The sequence below is a fragment of the Acidiluteibacter sp. genome (assembly GCF_055129545.1).
Genome location: NZ_JBSRUB010000025.1, coordinates 24955 through 43775, shown reverse-complemented (window position 1 = coordinate 43775; position 18821 = coordinate 24955). Strand labels below are relative to the sequence as shown.

The window sequence follows — 18821 nt, the reverse complement described above, 5'->3', positions numbered from 1 at the left end:
AATTTGATGAAGCAAATATATGTATATACATTTAATGTAGGTACAATTATTATTTAAATTTTTGTTAAATTATTTTAAAGGTAAGATTGCTAATTGTTTATGTTTTTAATAGATGTGATTATTCTTTTTAAAAGAGACCCTATTCCGATAAAAAGAAGGAAATTTACACCCTATGAATTCATTATTTACTTATTACAGTACTCGAAAAGAGCAATTCGAGACTGAATTATCACAGCTACAAACTCAATCAAGAATCATAACAGCGATTCGTATTATTAGTTTTGCAACGGCTTTTACTTTGTTTTATTTCTTATTTTATGATGCACTATACGCTGCAATAGGCTTTCTGATTCCCATTATTATTTTTGCCATATCAGTAAAGCGAAGTGGTCGGTTGAACGAGCAGATTGACCACGTAAAGAACTTAATTGCCGTTCAAGAGAAGGAAAAACAGGCTTTAAATTATGATTTTTCAACCAATGAAAATGGAAGTGAATTTGCAGAAATAGAACATCCTTTTGCGGCTGATTTTGGAATCTTAGGCAAAGGCTCTATTTTTCAATTGCTGAATAGAACAGTAACTAAAGGTGGGGCTCAACAATTGGCAAATCAATTGCTGCATCCAGAAATGGATACTTCAGTGATACAGTTACGGCAGAAAGCAGTGCAAGAATTAGCGCAAAAAACGGAATGGCAGCATCAGTTTCGTGCCTACACAAGAAACCAAAATAATAGAGTATCCATTACATTTCCTTCAGTGGAAGTTTTTTCAAATGTGATATATAGGGTAATGTTCTACCTGATTCCTGTAATAGTTATTGGAATTTTTATTGCCTACTTATTTGATTTTTTGAGTACGAATTACGTCACCTATTCGATCATTGCAGCCTTGTTATTTACGGGAACGTTTTTAAAAAAGACATCAGAAGTGGTGAAAAATGTGGAAGATTTATTGGAAGATATTTCATCTTATACGGATTACATCCAACTAATCGAAAAGGAAACGTTTGATGAGAAGCTGAATCAAGAAGCACAAAATAAACTAAAAGGGAATCAACCTGCATCTAAGTCTTTAAACCAATTAAAGTCGATTTTAAATGCCTTTGATAATAGAAACAATATGATCATGGGTATTGTCTTGAATGCTTTCTTGTTGTGGGATGTCAGATGCTTATTGCGTTTTTCAAAATGGCAGGAAAGTCATGGTGAAGATTTAAATCGATGGCTGTCGGCGATATATGAGATTGATGCTCGGATTTCATTGGGAAACTATGTTTTTAATAATCCTGAGAATCATTTTCCAATCGTAATTGATCAAGATGAATTTTACTATCATGCTGAATCGCTCTCTCATCCAATGCTAAAACCTACTATTCGAGTGCCTAATACTTTAATGATTGACGGTTGGAACCAAATCGATATAGTGACTGGTGCCAACATGGCTGGAAAAAGTACCTTTTTGAGAACTGTAGGGGTTAGTATGGTTATGGGAACACTTGGGGGTAATCTACCTGGAACGTTAAACTATACACCTGTAGCGTTGTTTTCGAGCATGAAGACAGAAGATTCACTAAACGATAATGAGTCTTACTTTTTTGCAGAATTAAAACGGTTGAAACAGTTGGTTGATTTATTGGAAAAGGGCCAACCGACTTTTGCCATTTTAGATGAGATTTTAAAAGGAACCAATTCTAGGGATAAAGCGACTGGTTCTGCTGAGTTTTTAAAGAAATTGTTGCGCTATCCGCTATCAGGGATTATTGCTACGCACGATTTATCGTTGTGCGAATTGAATGCAATCTATCCAAATAATATTCAAAATTATGCATTCGAAGTAGAGATGAAAGGAGATGATTTACATTTTGACTACAAGTTGAAAAAAGGAGTTTGTCAGAATATGAATGCTACATTTCTGTTGAAAAAAATGAACTTAATCGATTGATTGAACCGGCCACTTCTCGGAAAATAATTCACATTGACATGGATGCTTTTTATGCCTCTGTAGAACAATTGGATAATCCTGAATTAAAAGGAAAACCAGTTGCTGTTGGAGGTTCTAAGGAAAGGGGAGTAGTGGCTGCTGCAAGTTATGAAGCTCGGCAATATGGAGTGTATTCGGCGATGCCATCTGTCACTGCTGCGCGTCGGTGTACCAATTTGATTTTCGTAAAACCACGTTTTGAACGGTATAAAGAAGTGTCCCTTCAAATCATGGAAATCTTCAAGAATTATACCGATTTGGTAGAGCCTTTATCATTGGATGAAGCTTATTTAGATGTGACAGAGAATAAGAAAAACATCGTTTCAGCCATGAAAATAGCGATGAATATACGAGCGGAGATTCTGGTAACAACAGGATTGACTGCTTCTGCAGGAGTGAGCTACAATAAGTTTTTAGCTAAGACCGCTTCTGACATCAATAAGCCAGATGGAATGAGTGTCATTCTCCCAGAAGAAGGACAAGCTTTCATTGAACAATTGAAAATTGAGAAATTTCATGGAATCGGTAAAGTGACGGCTGAAAAAATGAAAAAGTTTGGGGTGTTTAATGGAGCTGACCTAAAGAGTAAATCCAATGAATGGCTGCACGGCAATTTTGGAAAAGCGGGATTACATTATTATCGAATCGCCCGTGGAATTGATGAACGTGAAGTTCAACCCAATCGAGTACGGAAATCAATTGGAGCAGAAAATACTTTTGAGGATGATTTAGAGACTGAACAAGATTTACTAAAAGCTTTACAGCCTATTTGTCAGACAGTAGCAAATCGTATTAAAAAAGCGAAGAACGCAGGAAAGACGGTGAGTCTGAAATTAAAATATAACGACTTTACGATTCAAACTAGGTCAAAGACAGTAGGAAGTTTCGTCTCTAGCTTTAATCACATTTGGACGCTTGCTGTTGAATTATTGCGCACTCCTGAATTGCCTGAAAAGCCGATCCGATTGTTGGGTATTTCACTTTCTAATCTAGAAAAAGAAGAAGTCCGATACGGGATTCAGTTGCGCTTTGAATACGAAGAATAATGGTTAATTATTAATTGTGAATGGTTAATTATTTGATTTGTATTCTTTAACGAATTCAATTCTATTAACCGCAAAGAACGCTAAGGTTTCTCTGAGGTCGCAAAGAGTTCGATTTCAATGAATTGTTTATTTTTTTTCTTAGTGACCTTAGTGGGTTTTTCTTTGTGATCTTAGTGTTTAAACTTTTATTGCACTTTTTTACAGCAAAAAGCGCAAAGGTTTCGCTGAGGTCGCAAAGGTTTGTTTCTATTGTTAGTAATTAACAATTAATCATTTACCATTAAAAATTAAGAAATTTTCTTATTCAACAACTTCTCCATTTCATACATTTCATCACGCAATCTTGCCGCTTCCATAAAGTCTAGTTCTTTGGCTGCAATTTCCATGTCTTTTTTGATTCTAGTAATCGCTCTTCTCAATTGCTTTTCGTCCATGTATTTCACCACAGGATCGGCAGCAATTGCTCTTCGTTCTTGAAGCTCATAATCATTGGCTTCTTTCTCAATCGTACTGTTAGATTTTCCAATTGTGCCTCGTTGTTTCTTGTTCAACGCTTGAGGAGTTAAGCCATGCTCAGTGTTGTAAGCGATTTGCTTTTCACGTCTTCTTTCCGTTTCATCCATCGTTTTTTGCATGGATTTCGTAATCGTATCCGCATAGAAAATAACACGCCCATTGATGTTTCTTGCTGCTCTACCTGCTGTCTGTGTCAATGAACGATTGGAACGTAAAAATCCTTCTTTGTCGGCATCTAAAATAGCCACCAAGGATACTTCCGGTAGATCCAATCCTTCTCTTAAAAGGTTGACACCAATTAAAGCATCGAACACACCGGTTCTCAATTCATGTAAAATTTCAACTCGTTCTAAGGTGTCTACATCCGAGTGAATGTATCGACAACGAATTCCTGCTTCCGCAAAGTATTTCGTCAATTCTTCCGCCATTCGTTTGGTCAACGTAGTGACCAATGTTCTTTCGCCTTTTTCAGAACGGGTCACAATTTCCTCCATTAAATCATCTACTTGATTCAAGCTTGGACGTACTTCTATTATCGGATCTAATAATCCGGTCGGACGAATCAGTTGCTCCACCACGATGCCTTCCGACTCTTTCAATTCGTATTCTGCGGGTGTGGCACTTACATATATGGTTTGGTTTCTCATTCCTTCCCATTCTGCAAATTTCAAAGGACGGTTGTCAATTGCTGCCGGCAATCTGAATCCGTATTCCACCAAGTTTATTTTTCGACTTCTATCACCACCATACATGGCACTGATTTGTGAAACCGTTACATGGCTTTCATCGACCACCAATAAATAATCGTCTGGAAAGTAATCCATCAAACAGAATGGACGAGTGCCAGGAGCTCTGTCATCAAAGTACCTTGAATAATTTTCTATTCCTGAGCAGTAGCCCAGTTCACGCATCATTTCTAAATCATAGGTTACTCGGTCTTCAATTCTCTTGGCTTCCAGATGTTTTCCGATGGATTTGAAATATTCCACCTGCTTCATCATGTCATCCTGAATCTGGAAAATAGATTGCGTCATCCTATCTTTAGTGGTCACGAAAATGTTCGCTGGATAGATGGAGAGGTGTTCAAACTTTTCAATCGTTCCTCCACTGATCGGATTGAAGGAGACAATTTCTTCAATTTCATCGCCCCAAAAGGTAATCTTGTAAGCAATGTCTGCGTAAGCCGGAAAGATGTCTACTACATCACCGATAACTCTAAAATTTCCTCGTTCAAAATCTGCGGTGGTTCTAGAATAAAGCGCATTGACAAATTGATGCAGTAATTTATTACGGCTGATGACTTGTCCCACATCAATATGTGTTACATTCTGTTTAAAATCGGCAGGATTAGAAATACCATAAATACAAGAAACAGAACTAATCACAATCACATCTCTTCGTCCAGATAACAGGGAAGAGGTCGTGCTTAATCGCAATTTTTCAATCTCATCATTGATAGATAAATCCTTTTCTATATAAGTGTCTGAAACCGGTAAATAGGCTTCAGGTTGGTAATAATCGTAGTAAGAAACAAAATACTCCACCGCATTCTCTGGAAAGAACTCTTTAAACTCAGCATAAAGTTGAGCCGCCAATGTTTTGTTGTGACTTAAAATCAATGTTGGTCGTTGAGTCTGCTCAATCACATTGGCCACAGTAAACGTTTTTCCAGAGCCAGTCACCCCTAAAAGTGTCTGTGCATAATCTCCGCTGTTTACTCCTTCCACCAATTGTCTAATGGCTTCGGGTTGGTCTCCAGTTGGTTTGAAAGGGGCTTCTATTTTTAATTTCATGGGTTTTGCAAAGGATCTATTGTTATTTAAGGGATAAAATTATAAACTATTCCCTTCTTTCATTTTCATTAAAAACTGATTAAAAACACCTTGAGGGTGCTTCTTGTTTAACTGATTTACCAATAAGTTTAATTGATTACTTATACTTCTGTCATTTTTCCCATAATCCCAAATGGTCAGGATGTTGTCATTGAAAAGTTGATCAAATTCGATTGGAGAAATCCCAACTATTGGCTCACCAGATTCATTGGAAATGGTATGATAAAGTTTAGACTCGAGAAATAAATTAAACAACTGAAAAATTGCTTTCAATGCTTCTAGCGCTGTGCCTGGGTCATTGATTCCCGGACTCAAGGCTTTTACAGCAATTTCTCTGAGCTGACGAACCCCAAAGGTGAAGTTTCCTTCTATGGATTCTTGAGTCACTAATTGAATGCAGTTGTTTAAAAGCTTTAGACTATCATCTTCCAATTGACGCGAAATTTTTACTATCGGAGTGCCTTCGAGCACAAAGGTGCCTTTCATTAGTAAGGCTTCAATTTTAACCTCATTTTTCTCACAAAATTCTTTGATACTTGATGTTCTAAACCCTTCAAAAACTCCTGTGTCTCCGGCCAATATTTCATAGTTAGGAGAAGGTAGTTTAAAATTCTTTTGATCGGCATCCTCTGCACTATTCTCTAAGATAGAATCTTTTGTTTCTTGATAAATTCTGGAGATAATTACATTGAACTTCACCGATTGAGTAATGTAATGCAAGAAATAGATGAATAAGAAAATATCAAAAACAGTTAAGAATATTCCAAAATAAGTGCTGATGGATGGAATGTTACTAGAAGCCTCCACATCTCGAACCGCTGCTAAAATAAAGAACGCATACACGATGGTTCCGATATAAGTTCCCAAGATGTATTGTTGTTGGCGGTTTCCGATTAAGTTGTCCAAAACTCGATTACTGAGGTTGGAAGCTGCTTGATTTAGAACAATCATCACCATTGAAAAACTAAAGACAGTCAATGAAATGATCCCGCCTGCAATTGCAGAAAGTATACTTCTTGCAGTTTCTGCATCTTTAATACTCAAGAATTCATAGTTGGATTTTAACTCTTTTCCGAAAGGAGAATAGTCTAATGAAATCAACCCAATAGAAATAAGCAAAAATAAAAACCCTATAACCACTGGAAAGAATGCAATGCTATGAATGATATTTCGATAGCGATTTTGTAACCAGTTTTTTATAGCTTCAATCATAGTTAAGGGGGATTATTTCTTTTTAATGCAGAGAATATTTATTCAATCTCCATGCTCAACCATCGTTCCAAGTTGTTCACTAATTTCTTTCTTTCGATGGGTGTCATATTTTTAATTCGTGCAGCTCTGTGGTCTTTTCCATCTAGAAAAAACCAAATGGCATCAACGTTATCGTTTGGTCGAATTGCTGTTGCAGACCATGTGTCTGAGTTTCCATTAATATAAACCATTCTGTTTCCGTGCTTTTTTACCCATTCTGCCGTTTTCTTTGGAGTTGAATTATTGAATTTGACTTCCATTTTATTGGGCATAAACACAGCTGATGGATTTTTATCTGTTGGTAAAGCTTTCAATAGTGGCTTAAAGTCCTTGATGTTGTAACCGTAATACCCCATTTGGCTTCCTGCTTGGTAATAGTGAGATGCAAAATCTTCCATGCTTTGATCTGCAAAAAAGTCCACTCCTGAAACGCTCACAAAATGGTACAAAGCTTCTTCTATCGTCGCATCAGTACCTGGGATTTTATCACAATCACTTCCCCATTGCCAAAAAGAAAAAGAATATTCCAATACAGTGTATTCAAAAGCCTGTTCGAAGGTTAAGTAGTTGAAATGCAATCGAGCACCATAAGTGTACCATCGTAAAAGCGGCAAAACTGTTTCTCTTTCTTTCAGTAGTCGAGTTTGTAGTGCTTTTATCTTCGCTCGACATTCATCCGTACCAACGGTGTCTAGAAAAGTATAAATGCGCTCATCTTCTAAACTGCTATTTAATGGCGCCACATAAGGAATACTGACGTCCACATCTTCTGGATAAAAATAACGATAGAAAATAGTGGTTTGTCCACCTTTGCTGATTCCTGTGCTCACCCATTTGTTGGGGTAGATTTGTCTAAAAATTTCATTGATGTGGTGCAAATCTGCTGTGGCTTGCTCCAATGTTAAATATTGATATTCCAAAGAATCCGGCATGCTTTCTCCAAAGAAGCGGTGTTCGATGTCTATTTGATTGGATTGAATCAATTCTGAAACTTCTGAGATTCGATTACTACTGCTCGTGTATCCTTGAGTAACCATCGTTGTTGGTCGATTGAATCCTCTATGACTCAAATAAGCGCGTTGATAGAAATAGCCTTTCTCAGGATTTTTATGATCTATTTGTTGCTTTATCCTTAATTCATAAGCGGCCTCATATCCCAAAGGCGTGTTTATTTTTTTAAAGATAATATCAGGTAAATTGTACAGTTGTTCTTCAATGTTAAAGTCTTGTGCCGACAATGTCGTGGTTAGAAATAACAAGAAAACGAATGCTAAATTCTTCATAATTGGATTTTTTTGAGCCTTAAAAATAATCTTAATTAATTGGTTGAGCTATCTTTTTCGATAGAACTCACTTTTTCCTTCTTCATCACGATGGTTCGGTGCGGGAAAGGAATTTCCACGCCTTCTTTGTCGAATCGTTTTTTGATGCTTTCCAATACATCGATTCTCAATTCAAATGCATCTGAAAAATCTTTGCACCAAGCCCAAGCTCGAATTACAACAGATGAATCAGCTAGACTGACAACCGCTGTTTTAACAATTGGAGATTTGTCTTTTTTTTCTTCGGTTGTTCGATTGTCTATAATGAAAGGATGCTTTTCGCATTCTTCCTGCATGATTTTTTTTGCTACATCGATGTCACTGCCGTATGAAATCCCAATTTCTATTCGTTCGCAACATTTCTTTTCGCCTAAATCATAGTTGATTAATTTTTCTTTGTTAATCATGGCATTTGGGATCACAATCATTTTGTTTTCAAAATTCCGAATCACTGTATGTCGCAATGTAATATCAGCAACAGTTCCAACCATGGTGTCGGTCACCTTGATGATGTCTCCAATTTTGAATGGCTTAAATGATATGATAAATATTCCACCTACTAAGTTCGAAAGGGCTTCCTGTGATGCCACACCAGCTATAATGGCGACAACACCGGCACCACCTAGAGCAGTTTGAGCAACTCCTCTTAAGGATGGGAAGGCGAGCAACCCAAATAGGGCACCAACAAAGTAGATGCTAAAAACCACTACATATCGCAGGAATTTATAGCTAGTCGGGTCTTCTCCAGCCACGATCTTTCGTTTTATACTTCTTTTGAACCACATGTTTGTAGTCGCAGCAACTACGATGGTAGCAATCGCTAGAAATCCCAAGTACAATACAAGCTTAAAGTTATCTACCAATACTGCATATTTATCGCGTTCAGCGAATAGAAAACTAAAGGCTATTATTCCTAAAACCATCCATAACGCATTCAAGATGCGTTTGACTAAAGTTAAGGTGTGTGCATCCTCCTCAGGGAATCGTTTTTGTTCTTTTTTGATGAGCCATTTGTAAATGATTTTGGTTGCAACCTGCAGAATGATTACCGCCAGAATGATAATGATTCCGGTGTAGATTTGGTCTTTATAAGTTTCAAAGAATTGTGTCATTCAATTAATTTGTTTGATGTTCCGTTTTATCTGGTCGAATGAAGTTTGGTTTATCTTCTTTCTTATTGTGAGAAATATAAAGTCGACTTAAAGCTGCCATTTTTTAGAAGACTTTAAAAGTACATGGTTTCAAAAACTGCTAATGGGGCTCTTTTTCCTAAGTTCAATGATAAAGTATCATCAACTATAGTATAATTGTCAGCCATTTTAAATACTTCCATAAATTCAGATTCTCTAATAGTTGGATCAATACATGCTTTTAATGTTGTCATCATTTGAGAGAACCTAATTTTATTTCCTTCTTCTAATTCATATGAACCACCCAAACCATTGCAGCCGGCAAATCCGGTTACACGATTATCGGTGGTTTTAAGCATAAAATACATTTCACTTTCTTGGTTCTCGGCCATATTCACTTCTTGACCATTTAGTTTGATTAGCTTCCAATACTTTTCTACTATAGGTTCAAAAGATTGCTTTTCAGCAGTATTTTCAGTTGATGTACTTTCTGATATTTCTTTAGAAGAATTAAAGCCGATTATAAAGAGGAAAGCAAATGTTGATAGTACTAATGTGGTTTTCATTTTTATACCTTTTGATTTAATTATCCACTACCGATAGTCCCCTAACTTCCTTCCAAGTCCAATTCTTTTTCGGTGAAATATTCCGGTAAGTAAATTGGAAAAAATCGGTAATCAAACGCTCAAAAATATACGGGTCAATGCTCGATGGATAAATTTCTCTTTCAGTAGGATTGGCATAACGTTCAGCTTTCGACAAAGTGTCTTTCTCTAAGCGTAAAATGGGTCCAGTATCCGAAATGCCATCCGCATGCCAAGTAAAGTTGTTTTGCTCCAAAATATTAAGTTGCTGCAATAGTGGTTTGAATGAAACCCTTGGCAGAGTAAGGCGGCTCGTAATATCCACCCAAGTGGTGTATTTGAATTCTACTTCGTACTTGTTTTCAGGATAAATACTCATCACAATATCAAAACCTTCACTTTTTGAGAACAATCCATAATAATGCATCGGCGCTTTTGCATGAATGCATTGAAATCCAATTTCTGGATACTTGTTGACTGGATATTCACCTGAATCTATTCGATTGTAATCGGACAAAGCATGGTTGTATTCTTTTTCCCAACTAGTTTTGAAATCTTCAGGATTCAATAATACTTCCTTGAAAGTTGGAATGAAATAGTCAAACTTCTCCACACACAATTTGATCTCATCAGCTTCTCCAAAAGGGATATAGAACTTCTCTTTTTCAATAGCGTTGAGGTAGCACACCAATTTTAATGCGTGATCAGCACCTTCATTGTTGAGGTTTAATTCTCTAAAATCTCCAATAACAGCCATCTGATGCAACACCGACTTATACTGCATGGCGAGTTCAGGCTCAAATAAGGCCCAAACACCTACAAATCCATCAATGTCAAAGTGAGTGGCAGAAATCAATGGATTGTCAATTCCCGGGAAGTTTTTTTCAATGGCATTCAATACGATACCGCCAGAAGTGTCGTCTGTTATTTCAGAATGGATATTTCCACCTTTCCAATGCGAAAGAATTAAACCACGAGGGTGCAAACCATCTACAATGATGACTTCTTGGTCGCCAATTTCGTGAAAGGGGACAAATGTTTTTTCAATCATCTTTATGTAATCGGATTCAAAACCACACTAAAAATAACCATTGAGCTTGGGTCGTTTCCGTAAAAGCACTTTTCAATCGCCATCATGATGTTGTTGGCCATGAAATAGGAGGTATGTAATTCTTGCTTGTCTTTTAGCGACCACTGAATGGTGTAGGAGCTTTCTTTGTCCTTGTATTCTTTGATGTAATGAAGCATTTTTGATAACGCTTCTACTTTAGTGGAACCTTCCGTGCTGTGAAATAAAAATGATTGCTGGTGTCTCGGATTTACCGTCACCACATCGAGTACTATTTTATCGTTGTGGGTATGGAAGTCGAAAATAATATTGCTTTGTTTTAAAGCGATGTATTTCTCGATTTCTTTCTGCAATCGATTGATTTCAATGTTTTGTTCTGATGCTGTCATCTGATTGTTTTTCTAATTATTTCTATAAAAGCAGCTTTTTGCTCGAGTTTCTTTTCAAAGATTAGCAGCAATGACTATTTTAGTCGTTTAATTCAAGAACTAATCTTTAACAAATTTAAGCATGATTAAAAAGTTAGCCACTTTTTTGACCGCACTTTTAGTGCTCAATACCGTAAATATTGCGAAAGAAGGCATGTGGTTGCCGTTACTTTTAAAAAGTTTGAACGAAAGTGATATGCAAACCATGGGTTTAAAGCTTTCGGCGGAAGACATCTATAACGTAAATAATTCTAGTTTAAAGGATGCAGTGATTTCCTTTGGAGGGTTTTGTACCGGAGAAATTATATCCAAACAAGGTTTGATTTTAACGAATCACCACTGTGGATATGGACAAATCCAATTCCATTCTTCAGTAGAAAATGATTATTTGACCAATGGATATTGGGCAAAAGAGTTGAAAGACGAATTGAAAAACCCAGGACTGACAGCCACTTTTATTGTAAGAATGGAAGATGTGACCGAAAAAGTATTGGACAGTGTAGGAGTAGAATTAACCGATGAGGAAAAAGAGCGTCAAATCAAAAAGAACATCAAAAGAATTGGAGACGAAGCAACCGAAGGAACCATTTATGATGCAGTGATCAAGCCTTTCTTCTATGGCAACGAATATTACATGTACATCACAAAAACCTATAAAGACATTCGTTTGGTAGGAGCGCCACCTTCAAGCATTGGTAAATTTGGTGGCGATGAAGACAACTGGATGTGGCCTCGCCACACTGGCGATTTCTCGATGTTTAGAATTTATGCTGGAAAAGATAACGAGCCAGCAGAATACAGTGAAGACAATGTACCTTATGAGGCACCAAGAGCCTTGAAAGTGTCTACAAAAGGGGTTCAGAAAGGAGACTTTACAATGGTGTATGGTTTCCCAGGCAGAACGCAGCAGTATTTAACTTCCTATGCTGTGGACTTGATTCGGAATGTAGAAAACCCAGCGATGATTGATATCAGAAGATCTATTTTGGACATCATGGATCGAAATATGCGTCAGAGCGATGAGGTGAGAATTAAGTATTCCGCGAAGTATGCTAGAGTAAGTAATTACTGGAAAAAATGGATCGGAGAGAACAGAGGGTTGGACCGATTGAATGCAGTAGAGGTAAAGTTGGAGAAAGAGAAGGCATTTCAAAGTGCAGCCACGAAAAGCGAGAATAAAGAATATGAAATGGCTTTGCCTGAGTTGAAAAAATTGTACGACCAATTGCAAGACTTAGCATTGGCAAGGGATTACTTTATTGAGATTGCTTACCGTGGATTAGATATCGTTTCCATAGCCAGAACATTCAGAAAAGACATTACTGATTTATCTGCGGGAAAAACATTTGATCAAGCACATATTGATGGGTTAAAGAAAACAGTGGAGCGTTTTTATAAAGATTATGATCAGCAACTAGACAAGGAGTTGTTCAATCAATTGATGTTTAAATATGCCAATGAAGCGCCTAAAAGTTATCTGCCTGATGTATTCGATAAAATCAATGGAAAATATAAAGGCGACTTTTCAGCATTTACAGAAATGGTATATAAAAAGACCATTTTCGATAGTCAAGAAGAAGTCTTGGAATTGCTGAATAACTACGATAAAGGTGCCGCCAAGAAACTATTGAAAGATCCTGCTTTTCAAGTTTCTGAAAGTTTGTGGAGCAACTATTTGAATAAGATTAGTCCTGAATACAATCGAATCAACGATGAGATTGACAAATGGAGCAAAATATATGTAAAAGGAATGCGTGAATTGTTACCAGGAACCTACTATCCAGACGCCAATTCTACTCTAAGATTAGCCTATGGACAAGTAGATACTTATGAGCCAAGAGACGCAGTTAAGTACGACTACTTTACCACTGCAACCGGAATCATTGAAAAATATGATCCTATGAACAAAGATTTTGTATTGCCTGCTGATATGATTGACTTGATCAATAACAAAGAATTTGGCGATTATGCAGAAGAGGGTGAACTGCACGTTTGCTTTATAGCTTCTAACCATACTACAGGCGGTAATTCAGGTTCTCCTGTTTTGAATGCAAATGGAGAATTAATCGGATTGAATTTCGATAGAAACTGGGAAGGAACCATGAGTGACATCATGTACGATCCAGATCAATGTAGAAACATTGCAGTAGATGCGCGATACATTTTGTGGGTAGTAGATAAATACGCCGGCGCAACGCGATTAATTGAAGAAATGGAATTGGTGAAATAAAACTAATGATATGTGATTTATTTAAGAGCCTTCTGATTTTATATTGGAAGGCTCTTTTTGTTGGTGATTAACTTTCCGATAAATAATTCATGACCTTGCCTTTGTCATCCATAGCAGAGAAGTTTATGCTGAGGGTAGTTGAAGTGAAGGCAAAGGATAATTCAATAAGCTAATAACTCTCGGAGGGTTAGTAAGCCATTAAATACTAACCCTCCGAGAGTTTGCATACCATAATTCTATGATGGACAAATAGTTGATATCATTAGTTGATGATCAATGTGACAAATAAAATTGTCTTCCAATTACATAATAGCCCTCTTTTCAGTTTATTTAAAAATCTGTTTAATGAGATTCTAGATTTGTCAAATTATAATCCCTTTAAATTCAAAAGACCTCTTGATGTTGTTTAATTAAGTATATCTACCTACGAGAAAGTAAGCAAGAAGACAAAATCTACCTTATTAAATCGTTAAATTTATGGGCTAAGAATTTACAATTAATTTACATCTATGAAATCATACTTACTATTAGTCGCTAGTTTTTTGGCTTTAAACTTCTCAGGTTTTAGTCAAGAGACGATTCTAGAATTAAAGTCAGCAGATTATAAGCTAACACCTAACATCGAAAAAATCACAACAGCCGATCTAGAATTGGCGAAGTATAAAAATGCTTACCATCTTTATGCCCACTTTACAGAAATACCAACTCAATCGGATAAAATAGCCTTAGAAGCGGCTGGTGTTTCTTTTGATAGTTACATCACTAACAATACTTTTCTAGTAAAGGTATCAGAAAATACGTCTTTGAAATCATTGAGTAATTTCAACATTGATGGTTTGTATGTGGTGACGCCAAAGTTTAAGATGCACCACGATTTGGCAACGGAGAATTATCCTGAGCATTCTAAATTAGGGAAGAAAGTGCAAGTGAATGTACAGACTAATCCTGAGTTCAATAATGAAGTTTGGAAATTGTATTTACAAAATTTCGGGGCTGATGTATTGAGTCAATATGAGTTTTCGAATTTGACAACTATTGCCGTTTCTCCAAAGCATTTAATTGCAATCGCTGGACATCCAATGGTGAAGTATATGGAACCAATCGATCCTGAACCAGTAAAAGAGGATTTAGTAGGAAGAACCAATCATCGAGTTAACTGGATTGGGAATAAGGTTATCAATGGAATTGCATACAATGGAGAAGGTGTATGGATGGGAGTTGGTGACGATGGAGCTATTGGCCCACACATCGATTTTGAAGGAAGAACAGATCAAACCGTTTCTGGTGCTAGTCGCGGCGAGCACGGAGATCATGTATGTGGAATTGCAATTGGAGCCGGAAATCTAGACCCAGATGCACAAGGAATGGCTTGGGCAGCGGACCTAAAAGTCTATGATGTTTGGGATGTTATTTATAGTGCTCCAACATCGGTAACGAACCCTGGAATAGTGGTAACCTCTGCTTCTTATGGAAATGGATGTAATGCAGGTTACAATGCATTTGCACAAACTGCCGATCAACAAGTGCGACAGTTGAAAACAATCATGCACGTGTTTTCAGCAGGAAACTCTGGTTCTTCAGATTGCGGATATGGTGCAGGTGCAGGTTGGGGAAACATCACTGGTGGTATCAAATCAGGAAAGAATGTAATGGCCATTGGAAATGTAACGTTAACAGATGGATTGGCAAATTCGAGTAGTCGTGGACCTGCAACCGACGGTAGAATCAAGCCTGACATTTGTGCCAATGGAACCAATGTATTTTCTGTTTTTCCGAATAACAATTATGTAAACAATACTGGAACTTCCATGGCAGCACCTGGAGCAAGTGGAACATATACTGCATTGGTGCATGCGTATAAGGAATTTAACAACGGTCAAGTTCCCGCTTCTTCATTGATGAAAGCTGCGATGTTGAACTCTGCAGATGATTTAGGAAATAAAGGACCGGACTTTAGTTTTGGTTGGGGCCGTTTAAATGCTAGAAAAGTGCTAGAAGTAATTGAGAACAGTACTTACTTATTCGATACGATTGCACAAGGAGATACTAATTCTCATACAATTGCCATTCCTACAGGGGTAAAACAAGTCAAAGTAATGGTATACTGGAACGATTATGAAGCATCTGTAAATACGACTTCAGCTTTAGTGAATAACTTGGACATGTCTGGAAGGGATGTAAATAATGTTAACTATTTACCATATATATTAAATTCTACGCCTAATGCAACGGCTTTAAATACCCCTGCAACAAATGGAGTGGATTCAAAAAATAATATGGAACAGATTTCGATTGACAATCCTGCTTCTGGAAATTTGCAGATTAGTGTAAAAGGAACTTCCATTCCACAAGGACCACAAGCATATGTAGTGGTTTATTCATTTATTATGGATGACATTATTGTAACTTATCCTGCGGCTGGAGAGAGTTTGGAGTCTGGTACATCTAATATTGTTCGTTGGGATACTTATGATACTACTGGTAATTTTACTGTTGAATATTCGTTAAATAATGGTTCTTCTTGGACAAACTTATCTACAAATGTTCCTGCTAGTAGAAGGTATCACTATTTTAATGCGCCAAATGTAGTAAGCGGACAAGCTTTAATTCGAGTTTCTAGAAATGGTATTTCAGGAGTTTCTCAACAGCCGTTTAACATAATTGATCGTCCAAATAACTTGGCGATTATTGCGGTTTGTCCAAATGAATTTACATTGAATTTCGACACTGTTCCCGGAGCCACTGCTTATGAAGTATTTGTATTGGGTGCTAAATTCATGGATTCAATTACCACTGTTACTACTTCTCCTGCATTGATCACCTATCCATCAAATCAAGAAACTTGGGTGGCCATCAGAGCAATTGGGAATAATGTAGTTGGAAAGCGAACCGTTGCAATATTTAAAGGTGCAGGGGTTTCAAACTGTGTATTGAATGATGACATTTCAATTGAATCAATCTTATCTCCTGGAGGAAATGCATTATTTGATTGTGCCAATACTACTGCTACCAAAGTAAAAGTATCAATTAAAAACAATGGACAATCTAACAAAACGAACTTCAATTTATCTTTTAGTCTAAATGGGGTAAGTTCTCCCAAAGAACTATACCTAGATACAATTAAACCAAGCGAAACTAAGATTTATGAGTTCGTCAATACAATGAATATTCCTTCAGGAATTCACAATCTTCAGGTAATAGTGGACTCTTTAGACTTGAACATCTATAATGATACCGCTAGTTCTAGATTCCAATTGTATGCGAACTCGGTTACAGTAACTGCACCTTACACCCAAAATTTTGATAGTTTCTCAAATTGCACGACCACAAACAATTGCGAACAAGGGGTATGTCAACTTTCACAAGGATGGACAAACTTAACCAACACCATTTGGGATGAGTTTGATTTCAGAATAAATTCTGCAGGAACTCCTTCTAGTAATACTGGTCCTTTTGCAGATCATACTACTGGTAATGGATCTGGCAAATATTTATACCTTGAAACTTCTAGTTGTTTTGAAAAAACAGCTGATTTGTTTTCACCATGTATTGATTTAACAAGTGCTGTTACTCCTAAAGCATCAGTTTGGTATCACATGTATGGGGTAACTATGGGTGAATTGCATTTTGACTTGTTAGTCGATGGGGAATTAATTGAAGATGTAATCCCTATGGTGCAGTTTAATCAGGGAAATACATGGAAACAAGCCAATATTAATTTAACGCCTTATATTGGGAGTATGGTCAATGTGAAATTTAGAGCAAATACTGGAAATGGCTTTACATCCGATATGGCAATTGATGATTTTAAAGTAGAAGATCTTGGAGCTGCAGTTGGATTGAATGAATACAGTCTTTCATCGATAGAAGTTTATCCAAATCCAAGTAAGGGACAATTTACAGTTAATTTAGGAAACGAGAAGTCAGCAGAAATGACTGTTTTTGATAGTAAAGGTCAAATTGTCGTTCAGCAAAATGCGACACAATCAGTTGTTGATTTAGATTTGAGCGCTTGGGAAAAAGGAATTTATTTCCTTCAGGTGAATACAAACAATGAAAGAAAGAACATTAAGTTGATTGTTCAATAAGTTAGATTTAAAATTCAAACAATGGAGGCCTTTCGATTTCGAAAGGCCTTTTTATTTCTTGTAAAACTCAACTCCTCCGCTTATCTTTCCTCTTGAATATTACCAAACAATTTTGCTATGAATTATATTTTATTTGATGATAGAAGGGTTGATTTATTGCCTTTTACATATACACGTCCGGTTTCAGAAATCAGATGTGGCATACTGACTATCACTGAAAAGTGGGCCCATTATTTAGATGGAGATATCTCATTTCTAACTGCAGATTATCTACAAGTAAAATACAAAGTAGAATACAGTACCGACAATTGTTATATCAATGGAACTATCTTCCCTTCAGTTGAATTGTTAGAGAGCATTTATGATTTACAAGATGGAGAGATGTTGTACCATCAGAATGAAGAAAAAGTAATTGCATTTAGATCTTCACAAAAAGTAGAGTTGGGTGCTTTTGATGTACCTAGTTTTCATCAAGTAAATTGTGAGTTAGCGATCATCGCCATAAATGAAGTGTGGGATATCTTTTCTAAAAATGACCAAGCTATCCAATTGGATTTTGAGTTATTGACCAACGGAAGAACTTCTCAACCTTTGGACGATACGAATACTCATATAGGAAATCAATTATTCATAGAGGAAGGGGCAAAGGTGCAAGGTGCCATTTTGAATTCAACTACTGGTCCGATATATATTGGAAAGGATGCCGAAATAATGGAAGGCTCAGTCGTTCGTGGTGCGTTAGCATTGTGCGAAGGAGCTCAACTAAAAATGGCTTCCAAAATATATGGAGCCACCACTATTGGTCCACATTGCAGAGCAGGAGGAGAGGTGAGTAATTCAGTCCTGTTTGGCTATTCCAATAAAGGGCACGATGGCTTTCTCGGAAATTCAGTGTTGGGCGAATGGTGTAATTTAGGGGCTGATACGAATGTTTCTAACCTTAAGAATAACTATGCTGAGGTAAAGATTTGGAATTATACAAAAGGAGGTTTTAAAAGTACTGGTTTGCAATTTTGCGGACTGATGATGGGGGATCATTCTAAAAGTGGAATCAATACCATGTTTAACACAGCGACGCTAGTTGGTGTGAGTGCAAACATTTATGGAGGAGGATTTCCTCGAAACTTCATTCCTTCGTTTGCATGGGGTGGTGCAGATAAATGGATTACCTTTCGAACCAATAAAGCCTTTGAAGTGGCTGAGAAAATGATGGAAAGGCGTCATGTTCCTTTCACTGATGCCGATAAATCAATTCTAGAATACATCTTTGAAGAAACCACTAAGTATCGAAATTTCTAAAAGCTAGATTTTTTTAAATAAAAAACGCCCATTTCGACAATTCGA

At 36.9% G+C, this 18821-nt stretch carries 12 protein-coding genes; 5 read left to right on the top strand and 7 right to left on the bottom strand.

The annotated features are described in order from the left end of the window. The first annotated feature begins 172 nt into the window (after positions 1-172). Positions 173-1942 carry a MutS-related protein gene (locus ACTB0X_RS12260; protein ID WP_463025322.1) on the top strand — a complete coding sequence of 590 codons (1770 nt, stop codon included), beginning with the start codon at positions 173-175 and terminating at the stop codon, positions 1940-1942. Further along, positions 1888-3027, top strand: a complete 1140-nt coding sequence (gene dinB / locus ACTB0X_RS12255; protein ID WP_463025321.1) for a DNA polymerase IV — start codon at positions 1888-1890, stop codon at positions 3025-3027. Before ACTB0X_RS12260 ends, dinB begins: the two co-directional genes overlap by 55 nt. Positions 3028-3314: 287 nt before the next feature. Here the strand turns inward: dinB and uvrB are convergent, their stop codons facing one another. The 7 genes from uvrB to ACTB0X_RS12220 form a co-directional block, all read right to left on the bottom strand. Continuing rightward, the gene (gene uvrB / locus ACTB0X_RS12250; RefSeq protein WP_463025320.1) at positions 3315-5336 is read right to left on the bottom strand and encodes an excinuclease ABC subunit UvrB; all 2022 of its coding nucleotides are present in this window, start codon (positions 5334-5336) and stop codon (positions 3315-3317) included. Positions 5337-5375: 39 nt separating this feature from the next. Continuing rightward, entirely contained in the window at positions 5376-6587 is a 1212-nt protein-coding gene (locus ACTB0X_RS12245) for a DUF2254 domain-containing protein (RefSeq protein ID WP_463025319.1), read from the bottom strand. Between the two features lie 38 nt (positions 6588-6625). Beyond that, a complete protein-coding gene (locus tag ACTB0X_RS12240; RefSeq protein WP_463025318.1) occupies positions 6626-7909 on the bottom strand; it encodes a S28 family serine protease in 1284 nt (427 codons plus the stop codon). A 35-nt stretch (positions 7910-7944) separates the two neighbouring features. Further along, a complete protein-coding gene (locus ACTB0X_RS12235; protein ID WP_463025317.1) occupies positions 7945-9060 on the bottom strand; it encodes a mechanosensitive ion channel family protein in 1116 nt (371 codons plus the stop codon). Between the two features lie 113 nt (positions 9061-9173). Beyond that, positions 9174-9644: an META domain-containing protein gene (locus ACTB0X_RS12230; RefSeq protein WP_463025316.1), complete on the bottom strand. Its 471-nt coding sequence runs from the start codon at positions 9642-9644 to the stop codon at positions 9174-9176. A 16-nt stretch (positions 9645-9660) separates the two neighbouring features. Further along, positions 9661-10713 carry a DUF6687 family protein gene (locus ACTB0X_RS12225; protein ID WP_463025315.1) on the bottom strand — a complete coding sequence of 351 codons (1053 nt, stop codon included), beginning with the start codon at positions 10711-10713 and terminating at the stop codon, positions 9661-9663. Positions 10714-10715: 2 nt separating this feature from the next. Next, positions 10716-11120 (bottom strand): hypothetical protein, encoded by a 405-nt coding sequence (locus tag ACTB0X_RS12220; RefSeq protein ID WP_463025314.1) that lies wholly within the window; start codon positions 11118-11120, stop codon positions 10716-10718. A gap of 121 nt (positions 11121-11241) precedes the next feature. Here ACTB0X_RS12220 and ACTB0X_RS12215 point away from each other — a divergent pair, with 121 nt between their 5' ends. The 3 genes from ACTB0X_RS12215 (at position 11242) to ACTB0X_RS12205 (ending at position 18776) form a co-directional block, all read left to right on the top strand. Beyond that, on the top strand, positions 11242-13389 hold the full coding sequence (locus ACTB0X_RS12215; RefSeq protein WP_463025313.1) for a S46 family peptidase: 2148 nt from the start codon (positions 11242-11244) through the stop codon (positions 13387-13389). A 509-nt stretch (positions 13390-13898) separates the two neighbouring features. Beyond that, positions 13899-17477, top strand: a complete 3579-nt coding sequence (locus ACTB0X_RS12210; protein ID WP_463025312.1) for a S8 family serine peptidase — start codon at positions 13899-13901, stop codon at positions 17475-17477. A gap of 117 nt (positions 17478-17594) precedes the next feature. Beyond that, a complete protein-coding gene (locus ACTB0X_RS12205; protein ID WP_463025311.1) occupies positions 17595-18776 on the top strand; it encodes a GlmU family protein in 1182 nt (393 codons plus the stop codon). Positions 18777-18821 lie beyond the last annotated feature (45 nt).

Excerpts from the sequence above, each read along its gene's own strand:
- ACTB0X_RS12260 (WP_463025322.1), top strand. The coding sequence starts at position 173 with ATGAATTCATTATTTACTTATTACAGTACTCGAAAAGAGCAATTCGAG.
- uvrB (WP_463025320.1), bottom strand. The coding sequence starts at position 5,336 with ATGAAATTAAAAATAGAAGCCCCTTTCAAACCAACTGGAGACCAACCC.
- ACTB0X_RS12245 (WP_463025319.1), bottom strand. The coding sequence starts at position 6,587 with ATGATTGAAGCTATAAAAAACTGGTTACAAAATCGCTATCGAAATATC.
- ACTB0X_RS12240 (WP_463025318.1), bottom strand. The coding sequence starts at position 7,909 with ATGAAGAATTTAGCATTCGTTTTCTTGTTATTTCTAACCACGACATTG.
- ACTB0X_RS12235 (WP_463025317.1), bottom strand. The coding sequence starts at position 9,060 with ATGACACAATTCTTTGAAACTTATAAAGACCAAATCTACACCGGAATC.
- ACTB0X_RS12230 (WP_463025316.1), bottom strand. The coding sequence starts at position 9,644 with ATGAAAACCACATTAGTACTATCAACATTTGCTTTCCTCTTTATAATC.
- ACTB0X_RS12225 (WP_463025315.1), bottom strand. The coding sequence starts at position 10,713 with ATGATTGAAAAAACATTTGTCCCCTTTCACGAAATTGGCGACCAAGAA.
- ACTB0X_RS12220 (WP_463025314.1), bottom strand. The coding sequence starts at position 11,120 with ATGACAGCATCAGAACAAAACATTGAAATCAATCGATTGCAGAAAGAA.
- ACTB0X_RS12215 (WP_463025313.1), top strand. The coding sequence starts at position 11,242 with ATGATTAAAAAGTTAGCCACTTTTTTGACCGCACTTTTAGTGCTCAAT.
- ACTB0X_RS12210 (WP_463025312.1), top strand. The coding sequence starts at position 13,899 with ATGAAATCATACTTACTATTAGTCGCTAGTTTTTTGGCTTTAAACTTC.
- ACTB0X_RS12205 (WP_463025311.1), top strand. The coding sequence starts at position 17,595 with ATGAATTATATTTTATTTGATGATAGAAGGGTTGATTTATTGCCTTTT.